Origin of the sequence: Eilatimonas milleporae, assembly GCF_003688555.1 — a bacterium.
Taxonomy (GTDB): domain Bacteria; phylum Pseudomonadota; class Alphaproteobacteria; order Sphingomonadales; family Kordiimonadaceae; genus Eilatimonas; species Eilatimonas milleporae.
This window is the reverse complement of sequence record NZ_REFR01000010.1, coordinates 561,632-583,798: the sequence shown is the minus strand read 5'-3', so window position 1 is coordinate 583,798 and position 22,167 is coordinate 561,632. Positions and strand designations below refer to the sequence as shown.

18 protein-coding genes and 2 tRNA genes are annotated in these 22,167 nt (G+C 59.8%); 8 read left to right on the top strand and 12 right to left on the bottom strand.

Annotated features, from left to right (window positions below; translation table 11 throughout):
- The first annotated feature begins 12 nt into the window (after positions 1-12).
- Positions 13-1,032, top strand: coding sequence for a methylmalonyl Co-A mutase-associated GTPase MeaB (gene meaB, locus BXY39_RS07405; protein WP_121938404.1), 1,020 nt, complete (start codon positions 13-15; stop codon positions 1,030-1,032).
- 3 nt (positions 1,033-1,035) lie between these two features.
- Here meaB and BXY39_RS07400 read toward each other — a convergent pair whose 3' ends face one another.
- From BXY39_RS07400 to parE, 9 genes are all read right to left on the bottom strand, one after another.
- A complete protein-coding gene (locus tag BXY39_RS07400) occupies positions 1,036-1,785 on the bottom strand; it encodes an SDR family NAD(P)-dependent oxidoreductase (RefSeq protein WP_121938403.1) in 750 nt (249 codons plus the stop codon).
- A 28-nt stretch (positions 1,786-1,813) separates the two neighbouring features.
- Positions 1,814-3,316 carry an amidophosphoribosyltransferase gene (gene purF / locus BXY39_RS07395; RefSeq protein ID WP_245998997.1) on the bottom strand — a complete coding sequence of 501 codons (1,503 nt, stop codon included), beginning with the start codon at positions 3,314-3,316 and terminating at the stop codon, positions 1,814-1,816.
- On the bottom strand, positions 3,297-3,959 hold the full coding sequence (locus BXY39_RS07390) for a CvpA family protein (protein ID WP_121938187.1): 663 nt from the start codon (positions 3,957-3,959) through the stop codon (positions 3,297-3,299). The genes purF and BXY39_RS07390 overlap by 20 nt, the downstream gene beginning before the upstream one ends.
- A 42-nt stretch (positions 3,960-4,001) precedes the next feature.
- Positions 4,002-5,372 (bottom strand): DNA repair protein RadA, encoded by a 1,371-nt coding sequence (gene radA / locus BXY39_RS07385; RefSeq protein ID WP_121938186.1) that lies wholly within the window; start codon positions 5,370-5,372, stop codon positions 4,002-4,004.
- Between the two features lie 2 nt (positions 5,373-5,374).
- Positions 5,375-6,154, bottom strand: a complete 780-nt coding sequence (locus BXY39_RS07380) for an ABC transporter ATP-binding protein (RefSeq protein WP_121938185.1) — start codon at positions 6,152-6,154, stop codon at positions 5,375-5,377.
- Between the two features lie 5 nt (positions 6,155-6,159).
- The gene (locus tag BXY39_RS07375; protein WP_425458907.1) at positions 6,160-6,951 is read right to left on the bottom strand and encodes an MlaE family ABC transporter permease; all 792 of its coding nucleotides are present in this window, start codon (positions 6,949-6,951) and stop codon (positions 6,160-6,162) included.
- 105 nt (positions 6,952-7,056) lie between these two features.
- Entirely contained in the window at positions 7,057-7,848 is a 792-nt protein-coding gene (locus BXY39_RS07370; protein ID WP_121938184.1) for an enoyl-CoA hydratase-related protein, read from the bottom strand.
- Between the two features lie 151 nt (positions 7,849-7,999).
- A complete protein-coding gene (locus tag BXY39_RS07365; protein WP_121938183.1) occupies positions 8,000-9,331 on the bottom strand; it encodes a DEAD/DEAH box helicase in 1,332 nt (443 codons plus the stop codon).
- Between the two features lie 265 nt (positions 9,332-9,596).
- Positions 9,597-11,615, bottom strand: coding sequence for a DNA topoisomerase IV subunit B (gene parE, locus BXY39_RS07360; protein WP_121938182.1), 2,019 nt, complete (start codon positions 11,613-11,615; stop codon positions 9,597-9,599).
- Between parE and BXY39_RS19140 the strand changes: the two genes are divergently transcribed.
- Entirely contained in the window at positions 11,614-12,087 is a 474-nt protein-coding gene (locus tag BXY39_RS19140; protein ID WP_147453502.1) for a hypothetical protein, read from the top strand. The two genes, parE and BXY39_RS19140, sit on opposite strands and share 2 nt — an antisense overlap.
- Positions 12,088-12,164: 77 nt before the next feature.
- On the opposite strand, the gene BXY39_RS07350 is transcribed toward BXY39_RS19140, so the two are convergent.
- From BXY39_RS07350 to BXY39_RS07340, 3 genes are all read right to left on the bottom strand, one after another.
- Positions 12,165-12,689, bottom strand: coding sequence for a hypothetical protein (locus tag BXY39_RS07350; RefSeq protein WP_121938180.1), 525 nt, complete (start codon positions 12,687-12,689; stop codon positions 12,165-12,167).
- A 250-nt stretch (positions 12,690-12,939) separates the two neighbouring features.
- Positions 12,940-14,364: a type I glutamate--ammonia ligase gene (gene glnA, locus BXY39_RS07345; protein WP_121938179.1), complete on the bottom strand. Its 1,425-nt coding sequence runs from the start codon at positions 14,362-14,364 to the stop codon at positions 12,940-12,942.
- Between the two features lie 153 nt (positions 14,365-14,517).
- On the bottom strand, positions 14,518-14,856 hold the full coding sequence (locus tag BXY39_RS07340) for a P-II family nitrogen regulator (protein WP_121938401.1): 339 nt from the start codon (positions 14,854-14,856) through the stop codon (positions 14,518-14,520).
- Between the two features lie 465 nt (positions 14,857-15,321).
- Here BXY39_RS07340 and BXY39_RS07335 point away from each other — a divergent pair.
- The 6 genes from BXY39_RS07335 to clpX all read left to right on the top strand — a co-directional run bounded on the left by BXY39_RS07335 (position 15,322) and on the right by clpX (position 22,033).
- Positions 15,322-15,398, top strand: a tRNA-His gene (locus BXY39_RS07335).
- 268 nt (positions 15,399-15,666) lie between these two features.
- Positions 15,667-17,166, top strand: a complete 1,500-nt coding sequence (locus tag BXY39_RS07330) for an NAD(P)H-hydrate dehydratase (protein WP_121938178.1) — start codon at positions 15,667-15,669, stop codon at positions 17,164-17,166.
- Between the two features lie 658 nt (positions 17,167-17,824).
- Positions 17,825-17,909, top strand: a tRNA-Leu gene (locus tag BXY39_RS07325).
- 69 nt (positions 17,910-17,978) lie between these two features.
- Entirely contained in the window at positions 17,979-19,553 is a 1,575-nt protein-coding gene (gene tig / locus BXY39_RS07320) for a trigger factor (protein ID WP_121938400.1), read from the top strand.
- 396 nt (positions 19,554-19,949) lie between these two features.
- The gene (gene clpP / locus BXY39_RS07315) at positions 19,950-20,579 is read left to right on the top strand and encodes an ATP-dependent Clp endopeptidase proteolytic subunit ClpP (protein ID WP_121938399.1); all 630 of its coding nucleotides are present in this window, start codon (positions 19,950-19,952) and stop codon (positions 20,577-20,579) included.
- 185 nt (positions 20,580-20,764) lie between these two features.
- On the top strand, positions 20,765-22,033 hold the full coding sequence (clpX, locus tag BXY39_RS07310; protein WP_121938398.1) for an ATP-dependent Clp protease ATP-binding subunit ClpX: 1,269 nt from the start codon (positions 20,765-20,767) through the stop codon (positions 22,031-22,033).
- Positions 22,034-22,167: the final 134 nt, after the last annotated feature.

Here is a 22,167-nt window from a genome sequence, read left to right as displayed (position 1 = left end):
CCGCCTGTGAGCGTGCGCACGGATCCGGCGCCCCGACGGCGTGACTGGCAGGCGCTTGCCGCCGGTGTCCTGAAAGGGGACAGGTCTGCCATTGGCCGTGCCCTGACACTCATTGAAAGCAGGCGTGCCGATGACTGGACGGCGGCCCAAAGTCTGCTCAACCATCTTTTGCCATACAGTGGGAAAGCGCAGCGTGTCGGGATTTCCGGTGTGCCCGGCGTCGGGAAATCCACATTTATCGAAACGCTTGGAACCTATCTGACAGGGGTTGAGCACAGGGTTGCCGTTCTGGCGGTGGATCCATCCAGCGGACGCACGGGCGGCTCCATATTGGGAGACAAGACACGGATGGAAAAATTGGCCACCGATACCAATGCCTTCATCCGTCCATCGCCCAGTGCCGGTGTACTCGGCGGTGTGGCCCGTGCCACACGGGAAGCCATGATTATACTGGAAGCCGCCGGTTTCGATGTCGTTCTCATTGAAACGGTGGGAACCGGGCAAAGCGAAACCATGGTGTCCGATATGGTGGACCTGTTTCTTGTGCTGATGTTGCCGGGGGCGGGAGATGACCTTCAGGGCATCAAAAAGGGTATCCTGGAACTCGCGGATATCATCGCCCTGAACAAGGCGGACGTCTTCGCCGACAAGCTGAAACAGTCCATGCGGGACTACAAGGCGGCCCTGCACATTCTGACTGACGCCAGCCCCAACTGGCACCCGCCCGTCGTTGCCTGCTCAGGCCTGACGGGCGAGGGGGTGGCCGAACTCTGGCGCACTGTGGAAAAGCACCGCCGCATCACCACGGACAGTGGCGAACGGGACAACAGGCGGCGCACCCAGCGCCTGACATGGCTGAACACCCAATTGCGTGACCGTCTGGTCGAACACTTCGACGCGGATGCATCCGTCAAAGCCATACGGTCAGATCTGGAGGAAGACGTCCTTGCTGGCCGCAGGACCGTGTCAGCGGCTGTGGACAGCCTGTTATCGGCATGGACCCGGCCGGACAAGGAGACGGGCGGCCCTTAATCTTCAGTCCGCTTTCAAGGGCTGCCAGTCGGCGAACCGGATGATCGTACCGGTTTCGAGAGTGTCGCTCCACACCGCATCGCCGGCCAGTTCCACGAACAACGGACCGATGCTTTCCGGTGGTGGCAATGTATCCGCGTTCTCACCCGGTACTGCTTTTTTGCGCATGGCTGTCCGCATGGGGCCGGGGTCGACCAAAGCGGTTTTGACCGGTGTTGCCTGCATTTCGGCCGCATATGTCCGGACAAGTTCTTCCAGTGCCGCTTTACTGGCGGCGTATGGCGCCCAGTAAGGTTTGGCCTTGTGTGCCGCCCCCGATGTCACGAAAATGGCCCGACCGCTGCCGGACTGGCGCAAAAGCGGGTCCATGGACCGGATCAGACGGTAATTTGCCGTCACATTGGTCTGAAACACTTTGTCCCAGTCTTTTGGCGACACATGGCCGACAGGGCTCAAGGGCCCCAGCATCCCGGCGTTGCCGAGAAGAATGTCAATTCGGCCCCATCGTTCATACAGGGCAGCCCCCAATTGATCGATGGCCGCCCCATCGGTCAGGTCCACTGGCACCAGCGTGGCGGCACCGCCGGCCGCCCGGATTTCATCGTCGAGTTCTTCCAGTGCACCCTGACTGCGCGGACGGGCGAGGGCCACGATATGCGCCCCTTCTGCGGACAGGGCCAGGGCTGCGGCCCGACCAATCCCGCGCGACGCACCCGTGACAAGCGCGATGCGATCTTCAAGCAATTTGCCCAAGTCGAAAAATCCTTTGAAATTAAGTGTATTATCCGCCTGTGTTGGCAATCAGGCTTAACTGCGATTGTTTTTCTTCCTGTTCCTGAAGATCGGTCAGAAAGGTGGGATAATCCCCGGTGAAGCAGGCGTCGCAAAATGCAGGTTTTGCGGTCTTGCGGCCATCTCCCTGTCCGGCGGCACGGTAAAGACCGTTGATGCTGAGAAAGGCAAGACTGTCTGCGCCGATATGCTGGCACATGCTCTCAACATCCATTTTGGCAGCCAGAAGTTTGGCCCGTTCGGGTGTATCCACCCCGTAAAAGCAGCTGTGGGCCGTCGGGGGTGAGGCAATGCGCATGTGTACTTCCCGTGCGCCGGCTTCGCGCATCATGGTGACGATTTTCATCGACGTCGTGCCGCGCACGATGGAATCGTCCACAAGGATCACGCGCCGGCCGTCCAGATGCCATCGGTTGGCATTGTGTTTCAGTTTCACCCCGAAATGGCGGATCTGGTCACTGGGCTCAATGAATGTACGGCCCACATAATGATTGCGGATGATACCCAGTTCGAAGGGCAGCCCGGATGCCTGTGCATAGCCGATGGCCGCCGGCGTGCCGCTGTCGGGAACAGGGACCACAACATCCGCTTCCACGGGGTTTTCCTTTGCCAGTTCGGCGCCGATGCGTTTGCGCACCTCATAAACGCTTTGACCATCCAGAAAACTGTCGGGGCGGGCGAAATAAACATGTTCGAACACACAAGGGCGGGGGGACTGTTCGGGAAAGGGGTTCTGGCTTTCGATGCCGTTTTCGGTGATCACGATCACCTCGCCGGGCTCAACATCGCGCACATAGTCCGCACCGATGATGTCCAGTGCACAGGTCTCGGAACACAGGATATACGCGCCGTCCAGCTTGCCCAGTACAAGGGGGCGCACACCCAAGGGGTCCCGTACGCCGATCAGGCCTTCGCGTGTCAGGCTGACCAGGGAATAAGCACCCTCCACCTGTCTCAGGGCATCGACGACACGGTCCAGAAGCGTGCGAAAATGGCTGGTGGCGATAAGGTGGATGATGACTTCCGTATCCGATGTGGACTGGAAAATGGACCCTCTTGACACCAGCGAACGACGCAGATGCATGGCATTTGTCAGATTACCATTGTGCGCGACCGCGAACCCTCCCGAGGCAAACTCGGCAAACAGCGGCTGACAGTTGCGCAGGACCGTCTCACCCGTGGTGGAATATCGTACATGGCCTATGGCCGTGTGCCCCGGCAGGCTGTCGATCACACCCTGGCTGGTGAAATTGTCGGCAACCTGGCCAAGGACGCGTTTGGTGTGAAATTCTTCGCCGTCAAAGGCGGTGATGCCGGCGGCTTCCTGCCCCCGGTGTTGCAGGGCGTGCAGGCCAAGGGCGGTATGCGCCGTGGCGTCCGGACTGCCGTAAATACCGAATACTCCGCATTCCTCGCGCAGATGATCGTCATCAAACGGATTGGTGCCCAAAGGGGCGGGAGTCAGCGTCGTCTCAATTGCCATCGTCTTCATCCGTTTTTTTCTTGATCAGGGCTTCCAGTTCACTGCGCATGGCCGGGTCGTATTCGGGGGCCAGCTTCTCCAGTTCTTCTACGGAAAACTGGCTGGGAATACTGTCGGCCGCACGCTGTAAATATTCGGTTCCCACATCGGTCGGATCCTGGCCAAGAGCACTGGCGGCAAAACCTTCCAGCATTTCGGCGCCCCAGGCGACCAGGGGTTTCAGGCGCGCATTCTGTACCCAATCCGGTCCGTCCTCGCCAGGGAATATCTTGATGAATCCCAAATAGAGAACACCGACGATTACCATTCCCCGCAACAGACCGAACAACGCCCCGAGCGACCGGTCCAACAGGCCGACGGGACTTTCCTTGATCTTTGTGCCGAACCAGTCGGCAAACGCTTTCAGAACGAAAAGCGATACGAAAAAGATGATGGCCAGCGTGGCAATATCGGCCAGTTCCGGCGGGCTGATCAGGTCACGGCCATAAGGCTGTGCCAGGGAAAACCCGAAAACGGTTGCCAGAAGGGCTCCGGCCCATGCCGCGAAACTGAGGGCCACGGTGGCAAACCCGCGAGCGAAGGCGAAAATGGTGGACAGGCCTACAATGACCAGGATGCCGATGTCGAAGGCTGTAAAATCACTTGCCTGCATGGTGTTCTTATACTCCCTGCGCCGCCTGTTACCAAGCTTTCATCATGGCGTATCCGTGCCCATGATGGTTGCCGCCAGATCGGCGACAGTGGCAATGGTCTTGACCAGTATCGCTTTCGGTGGGGCGGTTTTAAGGCGTGGCGCCAGGGCCGCTTCGAAGCCCAGTTTGGCGGCTTCCTTCAGGCGGGCCTGATCCTGGGCGACGGGGCGTATGTCACCGGACAGACTCATTTCACCGAAACAGACGGTGCCGGGGGGCAGGGGGGCATCTCCCAGACTTGAGACCAGAGCGGCCGCAACCGCCAGATCGGCGGCGGGTTCGGTTATTTTCAGACCGCCGGCCACATTCAGATAGACATCGCACCCGGCAAGGCCGAGGCCTGCACGCGCGTCCAGCACAGCCAGAATCATCGACAGGCGACCGGCATCCCAACCAACCACGGCACGCCGTGGGTTGGCGGCGCTGGTGCGTGCGACAAGGGCCTGAATTTCCACCAGAAGCGGACGCGTTCCCTCAACACCGGCAAAGACGACCGAGCCGGACGCACGCGCGTTGCGGTCCGTCAGAAACAGTGAGGACGGGTTGGAGACCTCGCTCAGACCGGTGCCCGTCATCTCGAACACACCGATTTCATCCGTGCCGCCGAAGCGGTTCTTGACCGCGCGCAGGATGCGGTACTGATGTCCCCTGTCCCCTTCGAAATACAGGACGGTGTCAACCATATGTTCCATCACGCGCGGACCGGCGATTTGCCCATCCTTTGTCACATGGCCGACAATCAGCATCACGCTGCCGCGTTTCTTCGCGAAACTGATCAGTTCCTGCGTACAGGTCCGTACCTGCGATACGGTTCCGGGTGCTGATTCGATATGGTCCGCGAACAGGGTTTGGATAGAGTCTATAACGATCGCGGCCGGCGGCTTGCCGGTATCCAGTGTTGTCAGGATATCGCGCAGATTGGTCTCGGCGCCGAGTTCCAGCGGCGCTTGGGCAAGATCCAGACGTTTTGCCCGCATCTGTACCTGTGCCGTGGCCTCTTCGCCCGATATATAGACGGCTGACGTACCGTTCAGGCTCAGCTTGGCCAGGGCTTGCAGCAACAGCGTTGATTTGCCGATACCGGGGTCGCCGCCAATCAGAATGGCACTGCCGGGCACCAGGCCGCCGCCAAGGGTGCGGTCCAGTTCCGCGATACCGGTTTTCAGCCGGGGCAGGGCCTGTGTGGGTGTGTCCAGCGATACAAGGGGAACTGTGCGTCCCTTCTTGCCGCTTAATCCCTTGGGGGCACCGGACGCCGCCGGTGTTTCCTCATGTATGCTGTTCCATGCGCCGCACTGTTCGCACTTGCCCTGCCAACGGCGATAAACGGCGCCGCAATCCGCGCAGACAAAGGTGGCACTGCTTTTGGCCATGACTAGCGCCGTTTGACCTCCATCCGGATCGGCCCCTGGGCCCGGCCATGGACGAATTGCTCGACATAAGGATTGCCGCAGTGGTCCAGGGCGTCCCTTGGTCCCTGCCAGATGATCCCACCCTTATACAGCATGGCGACCTGATCGGCGATTTTGCGTACGCTGGCCATGTCATGGGTTATGGTGACGGTTGTAGCGCCCAGGTCGCGCACGCATTCGACAATCAGGTCGTTGATAACGTCCGCCATGATCGGGTCCAGCCCGGTGGTGGGCTCATCGAAGAAGATAATCTCCGGCTGATTGGCGATGGCACGGGCAAGTCCCACCCGTTTCTGCATGCCGCCCGACAGTTCGGCCGGTGACAGGTCGGCGACATCCTCTCCAAGTCCGACCCGCTCCAGCATTTCTATGGCCTTAAGGCGTGCCGGACGCCGGGACATCCCCTGACCCTCGATCAGGGCGAAACTGACATTGTGCCAGACTGGAAGGCTGTCGAACAGGGCGGCGCCCTGAAACAGCATGCCCACGCGGGACAGCATTTTCTGCCGCTTGGACCCGTGCAGATGGGCGACTTCCTGGCCATCGATCTGGATGGAACCGCTGTCGGCTTCCAGGAGGCCGAGAATACATTTTATGGACACCGACTTTCCCGACCCCGATCCGCCGATAATCACGACGGAATCGCCCTTCGGCACATCCAGGGAAAAGCCGTTGAGAACCTTCTTCTTCCCGAACGCTTTATGAACGTCGCGCATGCGGATTTTCGGTATCTCTTCCGTCATGCCGCTCATCCTTCTGGGCCACCGAAAACAATCACGGTAATGATCAGATTGGCCAGCAGGATGGAGATAAACGCGGAGACCACAGCATTTGTCGTGGCCCGTCCCACGCCCTGCGCACCGCCGCGGCTGCGGTATCCATGGTATGATCCCATCAGCGCGACAATCAGGCCGAAGACCGCCGCTTTCACCAGTGACGAAACAATGTCCGAACGCTCCAGGAAATCCACCGTGACCTGCAGATAGGTAGCGGCATTCAGACCCAGTTTTTCCGTACCGATGATATAGCCGCCCAGCACACCGATGGCATTCGCCACCATGACCAGCAGGGGCAGGGTCAAAAAAGAGGCCAGCAGACGGGGCGCAATCAGATATTTGTACGGGTCGGTGGACAGTGTGACCAGAGCGTCGATCTGTTCCGTCACGCGCATGGTACCGAGTTCGGCGGCCATGGCGCTGGAGACCCGGCCCGCCACCATGAGACCGCCGAGCACCGGCCCCAGCTCTCGGACAATGCCGATGACCACAATACCGGGCACCACGCTTTCAGCGTTGAAGCGGCCGCCGCCCACATAGATCTGCTGTGCCAGGGCCGCCCCGGTGAACAGGGCGGTCATGCCGACGACCGGCAGGCTGTTGTATCCGATCAGCCACATCTGTCGCAGCACGGCGCGTCCATAAAAGGGCGGGCGGACCATGTGTGTGACCGTTGTGGCGAAAAACGCGGCGATGGCCCCCAACTCGGCCAGACCGGCCAAAATCACGCGACCGATCGCGGCAAGGGGATTGTCAGGCGGCAAAATGCCGGAAGCCGTTTTTCCAGACGAAGGAGGGGATGTTGACACGTGTGTTGTCCGTATTGAAAGGTGTGGCCCGTGCCGGGTGGTGGCGAATGACCGCCTGTTTTATGTGCCGGTAAAGGCTGCCGGACGTTTTTCCAGAAAGGCCTGCACCCCTTCGCGGCTGTCATCTGTCCGTCCCGCCGCGCGCTGTGCCAGGGCTTCGGCCTGAAGCTGGCTTTCATAGCCGTTGCCCGCAGACGCCGCGACCAGATGGCGGATATGGCTGAGGGCCCGTGTCGGCCCCTTGGCAAGGCGTTGGGCCATGGTGGTGGCTGTTTCCGTCAGTGCGGCATCGTCCACCACCTGATAGATCAGCCCCCAGTCCGCGGCCTGTTCCGCCGGAATACGCTCGCCCAGCATCATCATGGCCTTGGCGCGGGCCTCTCCCACAAGACGGGGCAGCAGATATGTGCTGCCTGCATCCGGCACCAGACCGATATTGACAAAGGCCTGAAGGAAAAAGGCCGACCGCGCGGCAATCACGATATCCGCCGTCAGTGCGAGGCTCATGCCGGCACCGGCGGCAACGCCATTGACGGCCGTGATGACAGGCATGTCCAGATGCGCCAGTTCCAGGAAAACCGGATGATAGCTGTCCACCAGATTGGCGCCTGGATCGCCCGTCGTGCCGCCGACACCGCCCTCGCTCAGATCCGCGCCGGCGCAGAAACCGCGCCCGGCTCCGGTGATCATAAGGGCGCGGACGCCACTGCCGGGAGCGCCCGCCTCGCGTACGGCGGTCAGCATCTCGGCCTTCATTTTCGTGCTGATGGCATTCAGCTTGTCCGGCTGGTTCAGCGTTATGGTGGCCAGACCGTCTTCAACGGTGAAGATGAGTGTTTCGAACCGGCTCATGGCATTCCCCTCCCTGCCTGCGTGTCAAAGAAGACTGTCAGTTCCCGAGACCCGTGCGCAGTATAAGCACAATGCACAACCCGGCGCGGGGACTTTAGAATGTGTGGTGAAAGACGGCAAGCCATGCTGTAAGGCCGGATGGCACACGTCCCTACCGGTTTTTCAGTTTCACCGGGCGTGCCAGAAAGGCCGGTATGTTCGGCCCCAGCCCGACGACAGGCTCTTCTGGCCAGGCATCGGCCTCATCATCGGCTTTTCTACGGCGGGGCTTGCGGGAGGTGCCCGATTTCTGGGCCTTGTCAGCCTTTGCAGCGGTTTTGCCGGCCGGTCGTGTGGCGCTGTCGCCCTGGTCGTCCCCCAGGCCGAGCGTTTCATCGCGGCGGATTTCCTGCCCGATCAGCGTTTCGATGGCTTTCAGATAGCGCTGGTCATCCTTGCCCTTGGTCACGATGGTGTAGGCATTGCCCTCACGTCCGGCGCGGCCCGTCCGTCCGATGCGGTGGACATAATCATCGGCGTGGGACGGTACGTCGAAATTGAAAACATGACTGACATCGGCAATATCCAGCCCGCGCGCCGCCACATCCGAGGCGACCAGAAGCTGAATCTTGTTGTCCTTGAAGGATTGCAGGACGCTCAGCCGTTCCGGCTGGGCCATGTCGCCGTGCAACTGGCCCACATTGAAATCATGTCGCGACAGCGAGGCATACACCTCTTTCACATCGCGTTTGCGGTTACAGAAGATAATGCCGTTCTTGATGTTCTCGCGGGTCAGAAGGGCGCGCAGGGCCCGGCGTTTGTCGCGCGGTCCAACCGTCACCACCGCCTGATCGATGGTTTGCGCTGTGGAGGCTGGGCGCGCCACCTCGATCTGTTTCGGGTCGTTCAGAAACTGTTTGGTCAGTCGTTCGATCGGTGGCGGCATGGTGGCGGAGAAGAACAGCGTCTGATGCTTCCTGGGAATGCGCTCGCAGATTTTTTCCACATCCGGGATAAAACCCATGTCCAGCATCCGGTCGGCTTCGTCCACCACCAGAATGTCGATACCGGTCAGCAGCAGCTTGCCGCGCTCGAAATGGTCCAGCAGGCGGCCCGGTGTCGCGATCAGAACGTCCACGCCCCGGTCCAGAAGCTTTTCCTGTTCGCCGAAATTCACACCGCCGATGAGCAGAGCCATGGTCAGCTTGTGGTTCTTGCCGTATTTCTCGAAGGCATCGGCGACCTGGGCGGCCAGTTCCCGTGTCGGTTCCAGGATGAGCGACCGTGGCATGCGCGCCCGGGCGCGCCCCTCGGCCAGAATATCGATCATGGGCAGGGTGAAGGATGCGGTCTTGCCCGTGCCCGTCTGGGCAATGCCGAGAACGTCGCGGCCCATCAGAACCTGCGGGATCGCCTGTGCCTGAATGGGGGTCGGTTCATCATACCCCGACTCCGATACGGCAGCGAGAGTGCCTTCACTCAGACCAAGACGTTCAAACCCCATGAATACCCTTCCTGTCGCCGCGGGAACCATCCTGCATGCGGCGTAACCGGCCGGATCGGCCCGTACCAATACATGTTTCCGGCCCGGTAACAGGGGACCGACAGTGCGCGCAGCATATGAAAATAGCGCCTCATGTCAATTCATGCGCGCCATTTCATGATATTCAGGACCGGATTGCCTCCATTGCAGACCCATATCCACGTCCGGGACCGGCGGTCGGTATGACCGGTTCAGCAAGGGGGCGGGGAGGCGACAGCACTCAGGGTCAGATGTCCAGCTCGGAAATATCGCCGGCATGGTCCCGTATGAAGGCGAAGCGTTTTTCAGGTTTCTTGCCCATCAGGTCCTCGACCAGACGTATGGTATAGGTCCGGGCATCCGGGGCGCCGGGGCCGGTTCCGTCCGTCGGGCCGGCGGACCCATTCGCGCCGGCAACCACCACCCGCAACAGGGACCGTTTATCCCGTGCCATGGTGGTTTCTTTCAATTGGGCCGGCGGCATTTCCCCAAGCCCCTTAAACCGGCTGACATCCACCTTGCCCCTGCCGGCGAATTCGGTGTCCATCAGTTCGTCCTTGTGGGCATCGTCCCGGGCATAGGCCACTTTGCCACCCTTGGCTAGCCGGTAGAGAGGGGGCTGTGCCAGATAAAGCCGTCCCTCGCGGATCAGGCCGGGCATTTCGCGGAAGAAAAAGGTCATCAGCAGGGTGGCGATATGGGCACCATCCACATCGGCGTCGGTCATGATAATGATCTTTTCATAGCGCAACGCATCCCCGTCGTATGAATCACAGGTACCGCAGCCAAGCGCCTGTATAAGATCCCTGATTTCCTGATTGGCGGCAATTTTATCACGACTGGCGGCCGCGACATTGAGGATCTTGCCGCGAATGGGAAGGATGGCCTGGGTTTTCCGGTCACGCGCCTGTTTGGCCGAACCGCCGGCCGAATCCCCCTCCACGATGTAGAGTTCCGTACCCTCTGACGCCTCGCTGGCGCAATCGGTCAATTTGCCCGGCAGGCGCAGCTTGCGTTTGCCCACGGCCGTCTTGCGCTGGATTTCCCGTTCCTGGCGCCGCCGCAACCGCTCCTCCTGACGTTCCAGCGCCCAGGTCAAAAGGGCGGTCGCCCTGTCGGGGTGGTCGGCAAGCCAGTGATCAAACGCATCGCGGACGGCATTTTCCGTCAGCCGGAAGGCGTCCAGCGTGGACAGTTTATCCTTGGTCTGTCCCTGAAACTGGGGATCGCGGATGAAAACCGACAGCATCATGGCCGCACTGCCGCTGACGTCGTCGGTGATCAGCTGCGCGGCCTTTTTGTTGCCGACCAGTTCGCCATATGTTTTCAGACCCTTGAGAAGCGCGCTTTTCAGGCCGTTCTCATGGGTGCCGCCGTCCGGTGTCGGGATGGTGTTGCAGTAACTGTTGCAAAAACCATCTCCGAATTCCGGCCATTGCACCGCCCATTCCACACGCCCCTGACTGTCGGGAAACCCTGCCACGCCATTGAAGGAATCGTCACTGACGCATGTACGCTTGTCCAGGGACTCGCCGAGGAAATCGGCCAGACCGCCCGGAAAGTGCAGGGTCGCTTCCGACGGTGTCTCGTCTCCCTTGCCGATCAGGGACGGGTCGCACTGAAAGCGGATTTCGACACCCCGGAACAGATAGGCTTTCGAGCGCGCCATGCGATACAGGCGTGCCGGCTTGAAGGCCGCCTTGGCACCGAAAATCGTCTTGTCCGGCAGAAAATGAACCCGTGTGCCGCGCCTGTTCTGTACCGCGCCTTGATTCTCAAGCTCGGTCTTCGGGACGCCGCGCTCAAACCGCTGACGCCAGGCCGCCCGGTCGCGTGCCACGTCGACGCTGAGCCAGTCGCTCAGCGCGTTGACAACGGAAATGCCGACCCCGTGCAGTCCGCCCGATGTTGAATACGCGTCAGAGTTGAATTTCCCTCCCGAATGCAGGGTGGTGAAAATGACCTCAAGGGCGGATTTATCGGGAAATTTGGGATGGGGGTCCGTCGGGATGCCGCGGCCGTTGTCCGTAATGGCGACGGACCCGTCGGCAAGCAGTTCAAGACTGATTCGCGTGGCATGACCCGCGACGGCTTCATCCATCGCATTGTCGAGAACCTCGGCCACAAGATGGTGCAGGGCGCGTTCATCCGTGCCGCCGATATACATGCCGGGCCTTTGCCGGACCGGTTCAAGGCCTTCAAGGACCTCGATATCCTTTGCCGAATAGTCGCTTTTTGTTTTGGCCGTGTCGAACAGGTCGCTCATGAACGGGATCTCCGGAAACTGTATCCCAAGCGCTACAGAAGCTGCCGGTTTGCGTCAAGCCGGCTTGGATATCGTGCTGTACCTTGGCGCAAAGCGCTATATATGGTGTATTAAATCCCTATGGACCGGTGGCGCGCAATCTGGCATGAAAGCGTCATCAACACCACATATCCTAGAAGATATGCGGTTTCCCCTCGCGGAGCAGAATATGCAAAGCCTTAACCCGTTCAAAGCCGTCAGGCGGCTGGTAGATACCGATGCGACTTCGGAAGAGATGGGCGAAGTCGCCGTCGGCGACCGCTTTCAGTCTATCGAAAAGCAGCCGGCGATCTGGATGGTTGAACGGATCGCAACTTTGTCATGGAGCCGGTATCCGCTGGTGATCATGCACCGGGAGGGACGGCCGGACCTCAAGAAAACCATTTCCCTTGCCGAACTGGGCAAGGGTACCCATTTCCGGCGCACACTGTAACGGCGGGGGCACCACCTCAAGACGCTTCTGCAAACCAGGACGCTTCCGCAAGGCGGTTTAATCTATCGCATTGGTTGTTATTCGTCGAACAGGGCGTCGATTTCGGCCTGTGTATGGGCGCTTTCGTCGTCCGTGGCGACGCTGTCGGGCGTATCCGGCACCATATCCGCCAGCTGCTCGTCCAGATGTCCGTGGATGACCTGATTTAGCTTCATCAGCAGACCCTGAATCTCTTCAATCCGCTTGCCGATGAAAAGACGCGCCGGTTCGCTGAGGCCGCGTTCGGCGGCATTGACCTTTTTCAGGGATTCGATCGTCCCGGTGACAAGTCCGTCCAGCTTGCCGCAAACGGACTCAAAAGTGCTTCTGATCGGCGCCGGGGCTTTCTCATAAGCCTCGACCGCCAGTTCCTTGGCCTGAAATCCACTGTCGAGAAAATGTTGGCTGTAGGGCTTGGGCGCCCACTCATAGGTTTCCTCGATCATTTCCGGCATATCGGGAACCATTTCCAGCAACATGACGATTTCATTGAAATGATTGAGATAATCCGTCGCGAGAAAACTGGTCGGATTGATATTGGCCGCCTCAAGTCGCGGTTTCATCGCTGTCTGCTCTGCTGTGTAGTCAATGTGCATCGTAGAAAGCGATCCGATTGTATCTTGTTTTACCGCGTGCATCTCTTCGACATAGGACAGGTGGAAGAGCTTGTAAAAGATAAATCTTCCATGTGACGTTTCTCCTCCCAAGATGGAAAAAGGGGCCCGTGCGGGCCCCTCTCTCTTTTACCTTCCGGACAGGGGCGTCCGCCCCTTATCGCAAAGTATGTTTGCCGGTCTTTTTACGGCTTTTCACTTAGGCGCTGTAATACATGTCGAATTCAACGGGGTGGGGGGCAAGTTCAAGCCGGGTCACTTCCTCCCATTTCAACTCCAGATAGCCGTTGATCTGGTCGTCGGTGAACACGTCGCCCTTTTTCAGGAAGGCCCGGTCATTGTCCAGCGCCTCCAGCGCGTCGCGCAGGGACGGTGCGACGGTGGGGATATCCTTCAATTCCTCCGGCGGCAGATTGTACAGGTCCTTGTCCATGGCGTCGCCCGGATGGATTTTGTTCTCAATCCCGTCAAGGCCGGCCATCAGCATGGCGGCAAAGGCATAATAGGGATTGGCCGTTGCATCCGGGAAACGGACCTCGACCCGCTTTGCTTTCGGGCTGGAGGTGTAGGGAATCCGGCATGACGCCGAGCGGTTGCGGCTCGAATAGGCCAGCAGCACGGGCGCCTCGAAGCCGGGCGTCAGGCGCTTGTAGCTGTTGGTCGACGGGTTGGTGAAGGCATTCAGCGCTTTCGCATGCTTGATGATACCGCCGATATAATACAGGGCCGTTTCCGACAGATCGGCATACCCGCTGCCGGCAAAGGCGGGCTTGCCGTCCTTCCAGATGGACTGGTGCGTGTGCATGCCGGACCCGTTGTCCTCGGCCACCGGTTTGGGCATGAAGGTCGCGGTTTTCCCATAGGTATGGGCAACCTGATGGACGGCGTATTTGTAAACCTGCACATTGTCCGCCGTTCCGAGCAGGGTGGAAAAGGTGATGCCCAGCTCGTGCTGCGATGCGGCCACCTCGTGGTGGTGCTTGTCCATCGACAGGCCCATTTCCTTCATTACCTTGACCATTTCGCCGCGCAGATCCATGGCGCTGTCAACCGGGGCCACCGGAAAATAGCCGCCCTTGGCGCGGGGACGGTGGGCATAGTTGCCCTCATCATAGGGGCGGTCGCTGTTGTAGGGGCCTTCCACATCGTCGATGCGATAGGAGGCACCGTGATAGCCGACGGAAAAGCGCACATCGTCAAAGACGAAGAATTCCGGTTCTGGCCCGAAAAAGGCGGTGTCTCCAATGCCCGTATAGCGCAGATATTCCTCCGCCCGTTTGGCCGTGCTGCGGGGGTCGCGGCTGTATGCCTGGCCCGTTGAGGGCTCGAGAATATCGCAGAAAACGATCAGCGTGACGTCGGCGGTGAATGGGTCGATGGTCACACTCGTCAAATCGGGCATCAGGATCATATCGGATTCGTTGATGGCCTTCCAGCCGGCGATGGACGACCCGTCGAACATGATGCCGTCATTCAGCATATCGTCGTCGATCACATCCGCCGCCATGGTCAGATGCTGCCATTTGCCGCGCGGATCGGTAAAGCGCAGGTCGACCCAGTCGGCCTCGACTTCCTCGATCAGTTTGAGAAAGTCGTCATTGCTGAGATTTTCATACTTGGGCATTGTCTACTATCCTTGATCCTTGAAAAACCTTGTCTCTTTTATGTCTCTGGCCTTCGGTGTCGGGCCTGTTTCCTGCCTGTTGCAAGGCACCGCGTGTCCTGTGTGTCTGATATCTCCCTGTCACCCCTGCGTTCCTGCCCTGTAGGGCATATTTTATATTGCATCCTGGCCGGTCTCGCCGGTGCGGATGCGGACGGCCTCTTCAACACTGTAGACGAAGATCTTGCCGTCACCGATGCGCCCCGTATGCGCGGCCTGCCGGATCGCTTCGACCGCGCGCTCAGCCTGGGCGGCTTCCAGCACCACTTCCAGCTTCACCTTGGGCACGAAATCGACCACATATTCGGCCCCGCGGTACAGTTCCGTATGGCCCTTCTGCCGTCCGAAACCTTTGGCCTCGGTCACCGTAATGCCGGAAATGCCCAGTTCGTGCAGGGCGTCCTTCACTTCATCCAGTTTGAACGGTTTGATGATGGCTTCGATTTTTTTCATGAAATACCGATCCGCGTGGGCGGGGTGGGACCGGGCCGGCAATAGACACAGGCCGGTCGCTGTCCTGACGGGCCCGGTTTTTGCCGTGCGTGTCTCAACCCCGAGTGTTTGTCATCAATCGACCGGGTCTTAAGCAGGGCCTGTGCCAAGCGGTCCATACCCTTGGGCGGGAAGGGCACAAACACAGGCCATGCGCCTGTTTGCCAGCGCGGGGGCTGTATGGCGGCTGAACGCTGTCAGACGATTGGTTGATGATTTGTGGGGCAGCTGCCTCTTTTTTGGGCAGGGCCTGCGTCCGGCAAAAGCGCTTTTCCAAGCCGGGAACGGGGTGCCGGCAAAGCTTTGACAGAACCTTTTTCGCGCTTCACCGTGTCCGTATGCAGGAAGCCCTTGACGCCCGCCCGGCGTTCGACGTAAACAGGCGCACCTTCGCAGGGCGCTGCCTCTGCGACGCGGCACAGTGCGGCGGGTGTAGCTCAGTCGGTTAGAGCGCCAGATTGTGGCTCTGGAGGTCGCCGGTTCAATTCCGGTCACTCGCCCCATTTCTTCAAAAACCTTTATCTCTTAAGTGTCTTTGACCGGTTTCCCGGATAGGCTTTCCGCATCTCTCCGGGCAATGGCGGGATATTGATCAGGCTGCCTATCCTCTTTTCGCAGTGTCGGATATGGACAATCCGTGCCGATATCCATGGCCCTTGACCCTGCCGGCACTTTGCATTTGTCATACTTTCGCAATTGCGGTCTGGCGGGGCGGTGATCTTTTGCTACACTGCACACACAATAAGTGCAGGGGGTCATTGGGGAGAACAGATGGCTGTCGCCACCGCACGGATAGACCATATTCTGCTGTCGCCCTCTGAAATGGCGGCGGCCGATGCTTATGCCATTGAACACGGTGTGGGCGGTCTGGAGCTGATGGAGCGCGCCGGGCGCGGCGTCGCACGGATCGCGTCCGACTATCTGGGGGACCCGTCATCCGATCTGGACGATGTGGTGATCCTGACCGGCCCAGGCAACAATGGCGGCGACGGCTATGTCGCGGCCCGCTATCTGGCCACCTGGGGGTATCCGGTCCGGATCATGTCCCTGGTGGATGTGTCCTCTTTGCAGGGCGATGCCGCCGCCATGGCCCGTCAGTGGGACGGGCCGGTTCTGCCCGCCGATCTGGCCGTTCTGAGTGCGGCCGGAATGATCATTGACGGCCTGTTCGGTGCCGGGCTGTCCCGTCCGTTGGAAGGGCAGGCGGCGGATATCGTGCAGGCCGCCAACCAGTCCGATGCTTTCCGTCTGGCCATTGACCTGCCAAGCGGGCTGGACGGCGCCACCGGCCAGCCGACGGGACCATGTTTTCACGCCGATGCCACCGTCACCTTTTTTCTTAAAAAACCTGGGCATCTTATTGCACCCGGCCGATTTTTGTGTGGTGGTACATCCAATATTCATGTGGCGGACATCGGCACCCCCGCCAGCGCGCTCGAGGCGATCAAGCCAGTCGCATTCGCCAATGAACCGGCCTTATGGAGCGGGCTTTTCCCCCATGCCGGACCGTTCAGCCATAAATATGACCGGGGCCATGTTCTGGTCCTAGGCGGGCGTGAGCCCGCGCTTGGCGCCAGCCGCTTGTCCAGCCTCGCGGCCCTGCGCAGCGGTGCCGGACTTGTCACCCTGGCCGCGCCGGCCGAGACCTATGCCGTGCAGGCAACGGCCCTCATCGATGTCATGGTCCGCAAGTTCGAGGCCGCTTTCGGCTTCCTGGGCATGCTGTCGGACCCCCGTTTGAGCACGGTGGTCCTGGGGCCCGGCGCCGGTGTCGGCGAGCGGACCGCCAAGCTGGTCGAAGGTGTGATTTCCAAGGGCCGCAAGGCCGTTGTCGACGCCGACGCGCTGACCAGTCTGGTCGACCGGCTGGACCGGGTGCGGACAACGAACAAGGGTCTGATCGTCATGACGCCCCATGACGGCGAATTCAGGCGTCTGTTTCCCGGCCTGCCGCTTGACCGGGACCGTTTGGCGGCGGCCCGCGAAGCAGCGGCGCAGACCGGCGCCTATCTGGTCCTGAAAGGGGTGTCCACCATCGTCGCCGCGCCGGACGGGCGGGCAAGCGTGGCCCACAACGCGCCGGCCTGGTTGTCGGTCGGCGGCACCGGCGATGTGCTGTCCGGTATCATCGCCGGTTTGCTGGCACAGGGCATGCCCGCGTTCGAAGCGGCATCGGCTGCCGTGTGGCTGCACGGACAGGCGGCAGTCAAGGCCGGGCGTGGCATGATCGCCTCCGATCTTTTGGACATACTGCCGAAAGTGCTGCCGTGATCCCTGGATTTTAGGGGAATGGGGCTTTTTGCCGCCTTATTATACCGGATATTGCATGTCACGAAGGGGAAAGGGGCATGTTTTCCTGATGGGCATATCCAGGTTTGGCCACATGGTGGCAGATATTCGGTCGTCTGGATGGTGAATGCTGCGGCCTGACGTTATGTCAGGGCCGCGTCCAGAGCCTGCAGTATGGCAAAGCAAAACAGATAAACTATTGATATAAAAGGAAGTTGACTGATCAGTCAGTCATTCCGCTCATATAGGGAGCCTGTTTTCAGGGATGTGTTCTGTCATCCTTGTCTCGGTCTGGTGCCGGGGGTGTCACGGCTGACGGGTATGGCGGTCAGAGGCCGGCAGTGGTCTTGCCGGTCGTGCGCTAATGGACGCTGTACCCGTCGGTACCCCGTTTTTTGTGGGATATGGCCCATTTGTCCGGTCATGTGACGCGGCAACGGCCGCCGGGCGTAACCGCAAAAAGGCTTGTGCTTGGGCGCACGCCTGTTATAAGCGCGGTCCTTATGGCAGGGCCGTACCGTGAGCCGACTGATTGGCGCGGTTCGGCGACGGGGCTGGGCCGTGGTAATGATAGCGGCTGTTGTTTGGGCATGACTGGGCGCCGCTTCCGGGCTTTCCGGAAGACGGAGCCATGGCATGCGCGGGCGTGGCGGAACTGGTAGACGCGCCAGATTTAGGTTCTGGTGTCTTCGGACGTGGGGGTTCAAGTCCCTCCGCCCGCACCATGCGCCGCATGCGGGCCGTGTCCCGGAAAAGCCTTTTGGATGGATTTTGTAAGCAGGACAGGCAGGACGATGCAGGTCGAAGAACTGGTGAATGAAGGTCTCAAGCGCGAATTCAAGGTCGTGGTCGAGGCAGGGGAACTGGACGCGAAACTGGACACGATCCTGAGTGAGTTTCGCGCAACCGCGCAAATCAAGGGGTTTCGCCCCGGCAAGGCGCCGCTGTCGTTGCTGAAACGCATGCACGGCGAACGGGCGATGAGCCAGGTCCTGTCGGAGACCATGCAGGAAACCAGCAGCCGGCTGATGGAAGACAAGGGCCTGAAGCCGGCCGTCCGTCCCGAAGTGGACGTGGACAATTATGAAGACGGCCAGGATCTGGCGTATACCATCCGGCTGGAAGTTCTGCCGGATATCGACATCAGCGATTTCAAGGCGCCCGCCCTGGAACGCTGGGTCGCCGATGTGGCCGACGCCGACATCGACACAGCCGCCGAGCGTGTCGCCAGCCAGCAGAAGACGTTCAAGAAAGCCGCCAAGACCGCCAAGGCAAAAGAGGGCGACGCCCTTCTGATCGATTATGTCGGCACCGTGGACGGGGAAGCCTTTGAAGGCGGTTCGGCTGAGGATTATCAGCTTGAACTCGGCAGCGGCACCTTCATCCCCGGATTTGAAGACCAGCTGACCGGCGCCAAGGCGGACGAGGACCGCACGGTAACGGTCACCTTCCCCGAGCAGTATCATGCCGAAGCCCTCGCCGGAAAAGAGGCCGAGTTTGCCGTCAAGGTCAAGGAAGTGCGCCGTCAGGCCGAAGCTGCTTTGGACGACGATCTGGCCAAGGGGCTTGGCTTCGATGATCTGGCGGCCCTGAAGGAGGCCCTGAAGGAACAACTGGCAAACGATAACCAGTCGCTGACACGCGGCCTTCTGAAACGCCGTCTGCTCGACAGCCTGGCCGAGGCCTATGATTTTGGCGTGCCCGGAAAAATGGTCGACCTGGAATTCGCTCAGATCTGGGAGCAGATCAAGCGTGACGCCATCATGTCGGGAGACGCCAAAGCCGAGGATTTCGAAGGCAAGGATGCCCCCGACGACGCTGATGAGGCCGCCGAATTCCGCGCCATTGCGGAACGCCGGGTTCGCCTGGGCCTGCTGTTGTCGGAAATCGGCGTGGCCAATGACGTTCAGGTCAGCCAGGATGAAATCAACCGGCGCATGGTCGAAGAAGCCCGCCGCTTCCCTGGGCAGGAGGCGCAGATTTTCCAGTATTTTCAGGAAAATGAAGACGCCCGCGCCCAGTTGCGCGCACCCATCTTCGAGGAAAAGGTCGTCGACTTCATTCTTGAAATGGCCGACCTGACCGACAAGACGGTCACCCGCGAAGACCTTGAAGCCGCCGTCCGCGCCCTGGACGAGGAAGAAGCCAATCCGGGCAAAAGCGAAAAGTCCGCACCGGCGAAAAAGGCCGCGGCCAAAAAGCCGGCCGCCAGGAAGGCTGACGATACGGACGACAAGAAACCGGCCGCGAAAAAGGCGCCGGCCAGGAAAGCTCCGGCAAAAACCGCTGCTGCCAAGAAGCCGGCCGCGAAAAAGACGGCAGCCTCAAAAGCAAAAACCGCCAAGACCGATACGGACGGCGACGCCTGAACGTTTGACGCCTGAGCTTTTGACTGCAGCCCCCGTGCCCGGCATCAATCCCTGGGCAGGGACCGGTGACATAGTCATACGCAGTGTCCCCAGCCTCGCCCGTCAGGGCGGGGCTGGTCTGTTTTTGGCCGGGTGGGTATGCCGGCGGATATGTCGATCGAAGAACGCAGCGAAACCCCTTGTCGTCGGTAACAGGGATTGCTACCTGTGAAATGAAGTCACGCGGGCTTCGTCAGGGCCCGCAAGCGTCCGGATTGTACGAACCTTCGTATATTACCATGTATCCGTCTTTCGGCAGTCGCCGTTGTTATCCATCAGACACCTTGCATGGCCCTGAGTCGGGCGGGTGTCGCATATGTCCGGCCTGTTTCCGGCTATCCAAAGGGATATAATTTGATGTCTGATCCGCTCGATATTTACGCCAACACACTTGTTCCCATGGTCGTGGAGCAAACCAACCGCGGTGAACGGTCTTTCGATATTTATTCCCGTCTTCTCAGGGAACGCATCGTCTTTCTGACCGGCCAGGTGAACGACCATGTGGCCAGCCTGATTGTCGCGCAGCTCCTCTACATGGAGGCGGACAATCCGAAAAAGGACATCAATTTCTATATCAATTCACCCGGCGGTGTGGTGACAAGCGGCCTGTCGATCTACGACACCATGCAATATATCCGCCCCAAGGTCTCCACCATCTGTATCGGACAGGCCTGCTCCATGGGCTCGTTCCTGCTGGCGGCCGGCGAGCCGGGTCAGCGCTTTGCCCTGGCCAACTCCCGCATCATGATCCATCAGCCGTCCGGTGGCGCCCAGGGACAGGCAGCGGATATTGAAATCCATGCCCGTGAAATCCTCAAAATGCGCGAGCGGCTGAACAAGATCTATGCGCAACACACCGGCAAAAAACTGTCTGAGATTGAAAAAGCCATGGACCGCGACTATTTCATGTCTCCGGAAGAGGCAAAGGATTTCGGTCTGATTGACGAAGTTTATGTCAAACGCCATGAAAGCGAGGATGACGCCTAGAAACAATCAACGGATGTAAGGTCCGGTCGTGGCGGGCGTCGCAGCGGTCTCGCAAGCCCTGTTTCGCCGGATGAGATTTCCACCCTGCCGCGATGCGTTTTTTGTTGTATGGGCTTTTTTAACCAAGCTACGATAAATCTACGGTTCCGAACCGGGACAAGCCTTCAGGCACTAAGACAGGATTGGTGACGACTTTGAGTAACGGTGATTCGAAAAACACGCTCTATTGCTCATTCTGTGGCAAGAGCCAGCATGAGGTCCGCAAGCTGATCGCGGGTCCGACGGTCTTCATTTGCGACGAATGCGTTGAGTTGTGCAACGACATCATCAAGGAAGAAAGCAAGAGCGCCCTGTCCAAAAGCGGTGACGGCGTGCCGTCGCCCAAACAGATTCTCGAGGTGCTGGACGACTATGTCATCGGTCAGGGCGATGCCAAGAAGGTCCTGTCCGTTGCCGTTCACAACCACTACAAAAGATTGAATCACTCCAGCAGCGGCTCGGAGGTGGAGCTGGCAAAATCCAACATTCTCCTCGTCGGACCGACAGGCTGCGGCAAGACGCTGCTTGCGCAGACGCTCGCGCGCATTCTCGACGTGCCCTTCACCATGGCCGATGCCACCACCCTGACCGAGGCCGGCTATGTGGGCGAGGATGTGGAAAACATTATCCTCAAGCTCCTGCAGGCAGCCGACTATAATGTTGAGCGGGCCCAGCGCGGGATCGTCTATATCGACGAGGTGGACAAGATCAGCCGCAAGGCCGACAACCCGTCCATCACCCGTGATGTCTCGGGCGAGGGGGTTCAGCAGGCCCTGCTGAAAATCATGGAGGGCACGGTGGCCAGCGTCCCTCCGCAAGGCGGCCGCAAGCATCCGCAGCAGGAATTCCTGCAGGTGGACACCACCAATATCCTGTTCATCTGCGGCGGCGCTTTTGCCGGTCTGGACAAGGTCATCGGGAACCGGCTGCAGGGTAAATCCATTGGTTTCGGCGCCAAGGTGTCCGCACCGGACGACCGCAGTACCGGCGAAATCTTCAAGGAAACCGAGCCTGAGGATTTGCTGAAATTCGGACTGATTCCCGAATTTGTCGGGCGCCTGCCCGTGATCGCCACCTTGGAAGACTTGGACGAGGATGCGCTGGTCAAAATCCTGACCGAACCGAAGAACGCTCTGCTCAAACAGTATCAGACCCTGTTCGAGATGGAAGATGCCCAGCTCACCTTCACCGAGGACGCCCTTTACGCCGTTGCCAAAAAGGCGATCGAGCGTAAAACCGGTGCGCGGGGTCTGCGCTCCATCATGGAAGACACGCTGCTGGATACCATGTTCGATCTGCCCAGCATGGAAGGGGTGGAGGAAATCGTCATCAATGATGATGTTGTCGTGGGCGATTCCAAGCCGTTGCAGATTTACGCGGACAGGCGGGACGGTGTGGGCCAGCAACCGGCCTGACGCCGGGATCTGATACCCCCGACCGCCCCCGACGTTTGACGCCGAAGTGTGCCGCCAGGGTTTCCCTGATATGTTCTGGGTCAAACTATCCCGTGCCCGGATCACCATGTACGAAGATGTGCCGGTGATCCGTG

Coding starts and splice junctions, on each gene's coding strand:
- purF (WP_245998997.1), bottom strand. CDS start 3,316: ATGAAGACGATGGCAATTGAGACGACGCTGACTCCCGCCCCTTTGGGC.
- BXY39_RS07390 (WP_121938187.1), bottom strand. CDS start 3,959: ATGCAGGCAAGTGATTTTACAGCCTTCGACATCGGCATCCTGGTCATT.
- radA (WP_121938186.1), bottom strand. CDS start 5,372: ATGGCCAAAAGCAGTGCCACCTTTGTCTGCGCGGATTGCGGCGCCGTT.
- BXY39_RS07380 (WP_121938185.1), bottom strand. CDS start 6,154: ATGACGGAAGAGATACCGAAAATCCGCATGCGCGACGTTCATAAAGCG.
- BXY39_RS07370 (WP_121938184.1), bottom strand. CDS start 7,848: ATGAGCCGGTTCGAAACACTCATCTTCACCGTTGAAGACGGTCTGGCC.
- BXY39_RS07365 (WP_121938183.1), bottom strand. CDS start 9,331: ATGGGGTTTGAACGTCTTGGTCTGAGTGAAGGCACTCTCGCTGCCGTA.
- BXY39_RS19140 (WP_147453502.1), top strand. CDS start 11,614: ATGAACGGGATCTCCGGAAACTGTATCCCAAGCGCTACAGAAGCTGCC.
- parE (WP_121938182.1), bottom strand. CDS start 11,615: ATGAGCGACCTGTTCGACACGGCCAAAACAAAAAGCGACTATTCGGCA.
- BXY39_RS07350 (WP_121938180.1), bottom strand. CDS start 12,689: ATGAAACCGCGACTTGAGGCGGCCAATATCAATCCGACCAGTTTTCTC.
- glnA (WP_121938179.1), bottom strand. CDS start 14,364: ATGCCCAAGTATGAAAATCTCAGCAATGACGACTTTCTCAAACTGATC.
- BXY39_RS07340 (WP_121938401.1), bottom strand. CDS start 14,856: ATGAAAAAAATCGAAGCCATCATCAAACCGTTCAAACTGGATGAAGTG.
- BXY39_RS07330 (WP_121938178.1), top strand. CDS start 15,667: ATGGCTGTCGCCACCGCACGGATAGACCATATTCTGCTGTCGCCCTCT.
- tig (WP_121938400.1), top strand. CDS start 17,979: ATGCAGGTCGAAGAACTGGTGAATGAAGGTCTCAAGCGCGAATTCAAG.
- clpP (WP_121938399.1), top strand. CDS start 19,950: ATGTCTGATCCGCTCGATATTTACGCCAACACACTTGTTCCCATGGTC.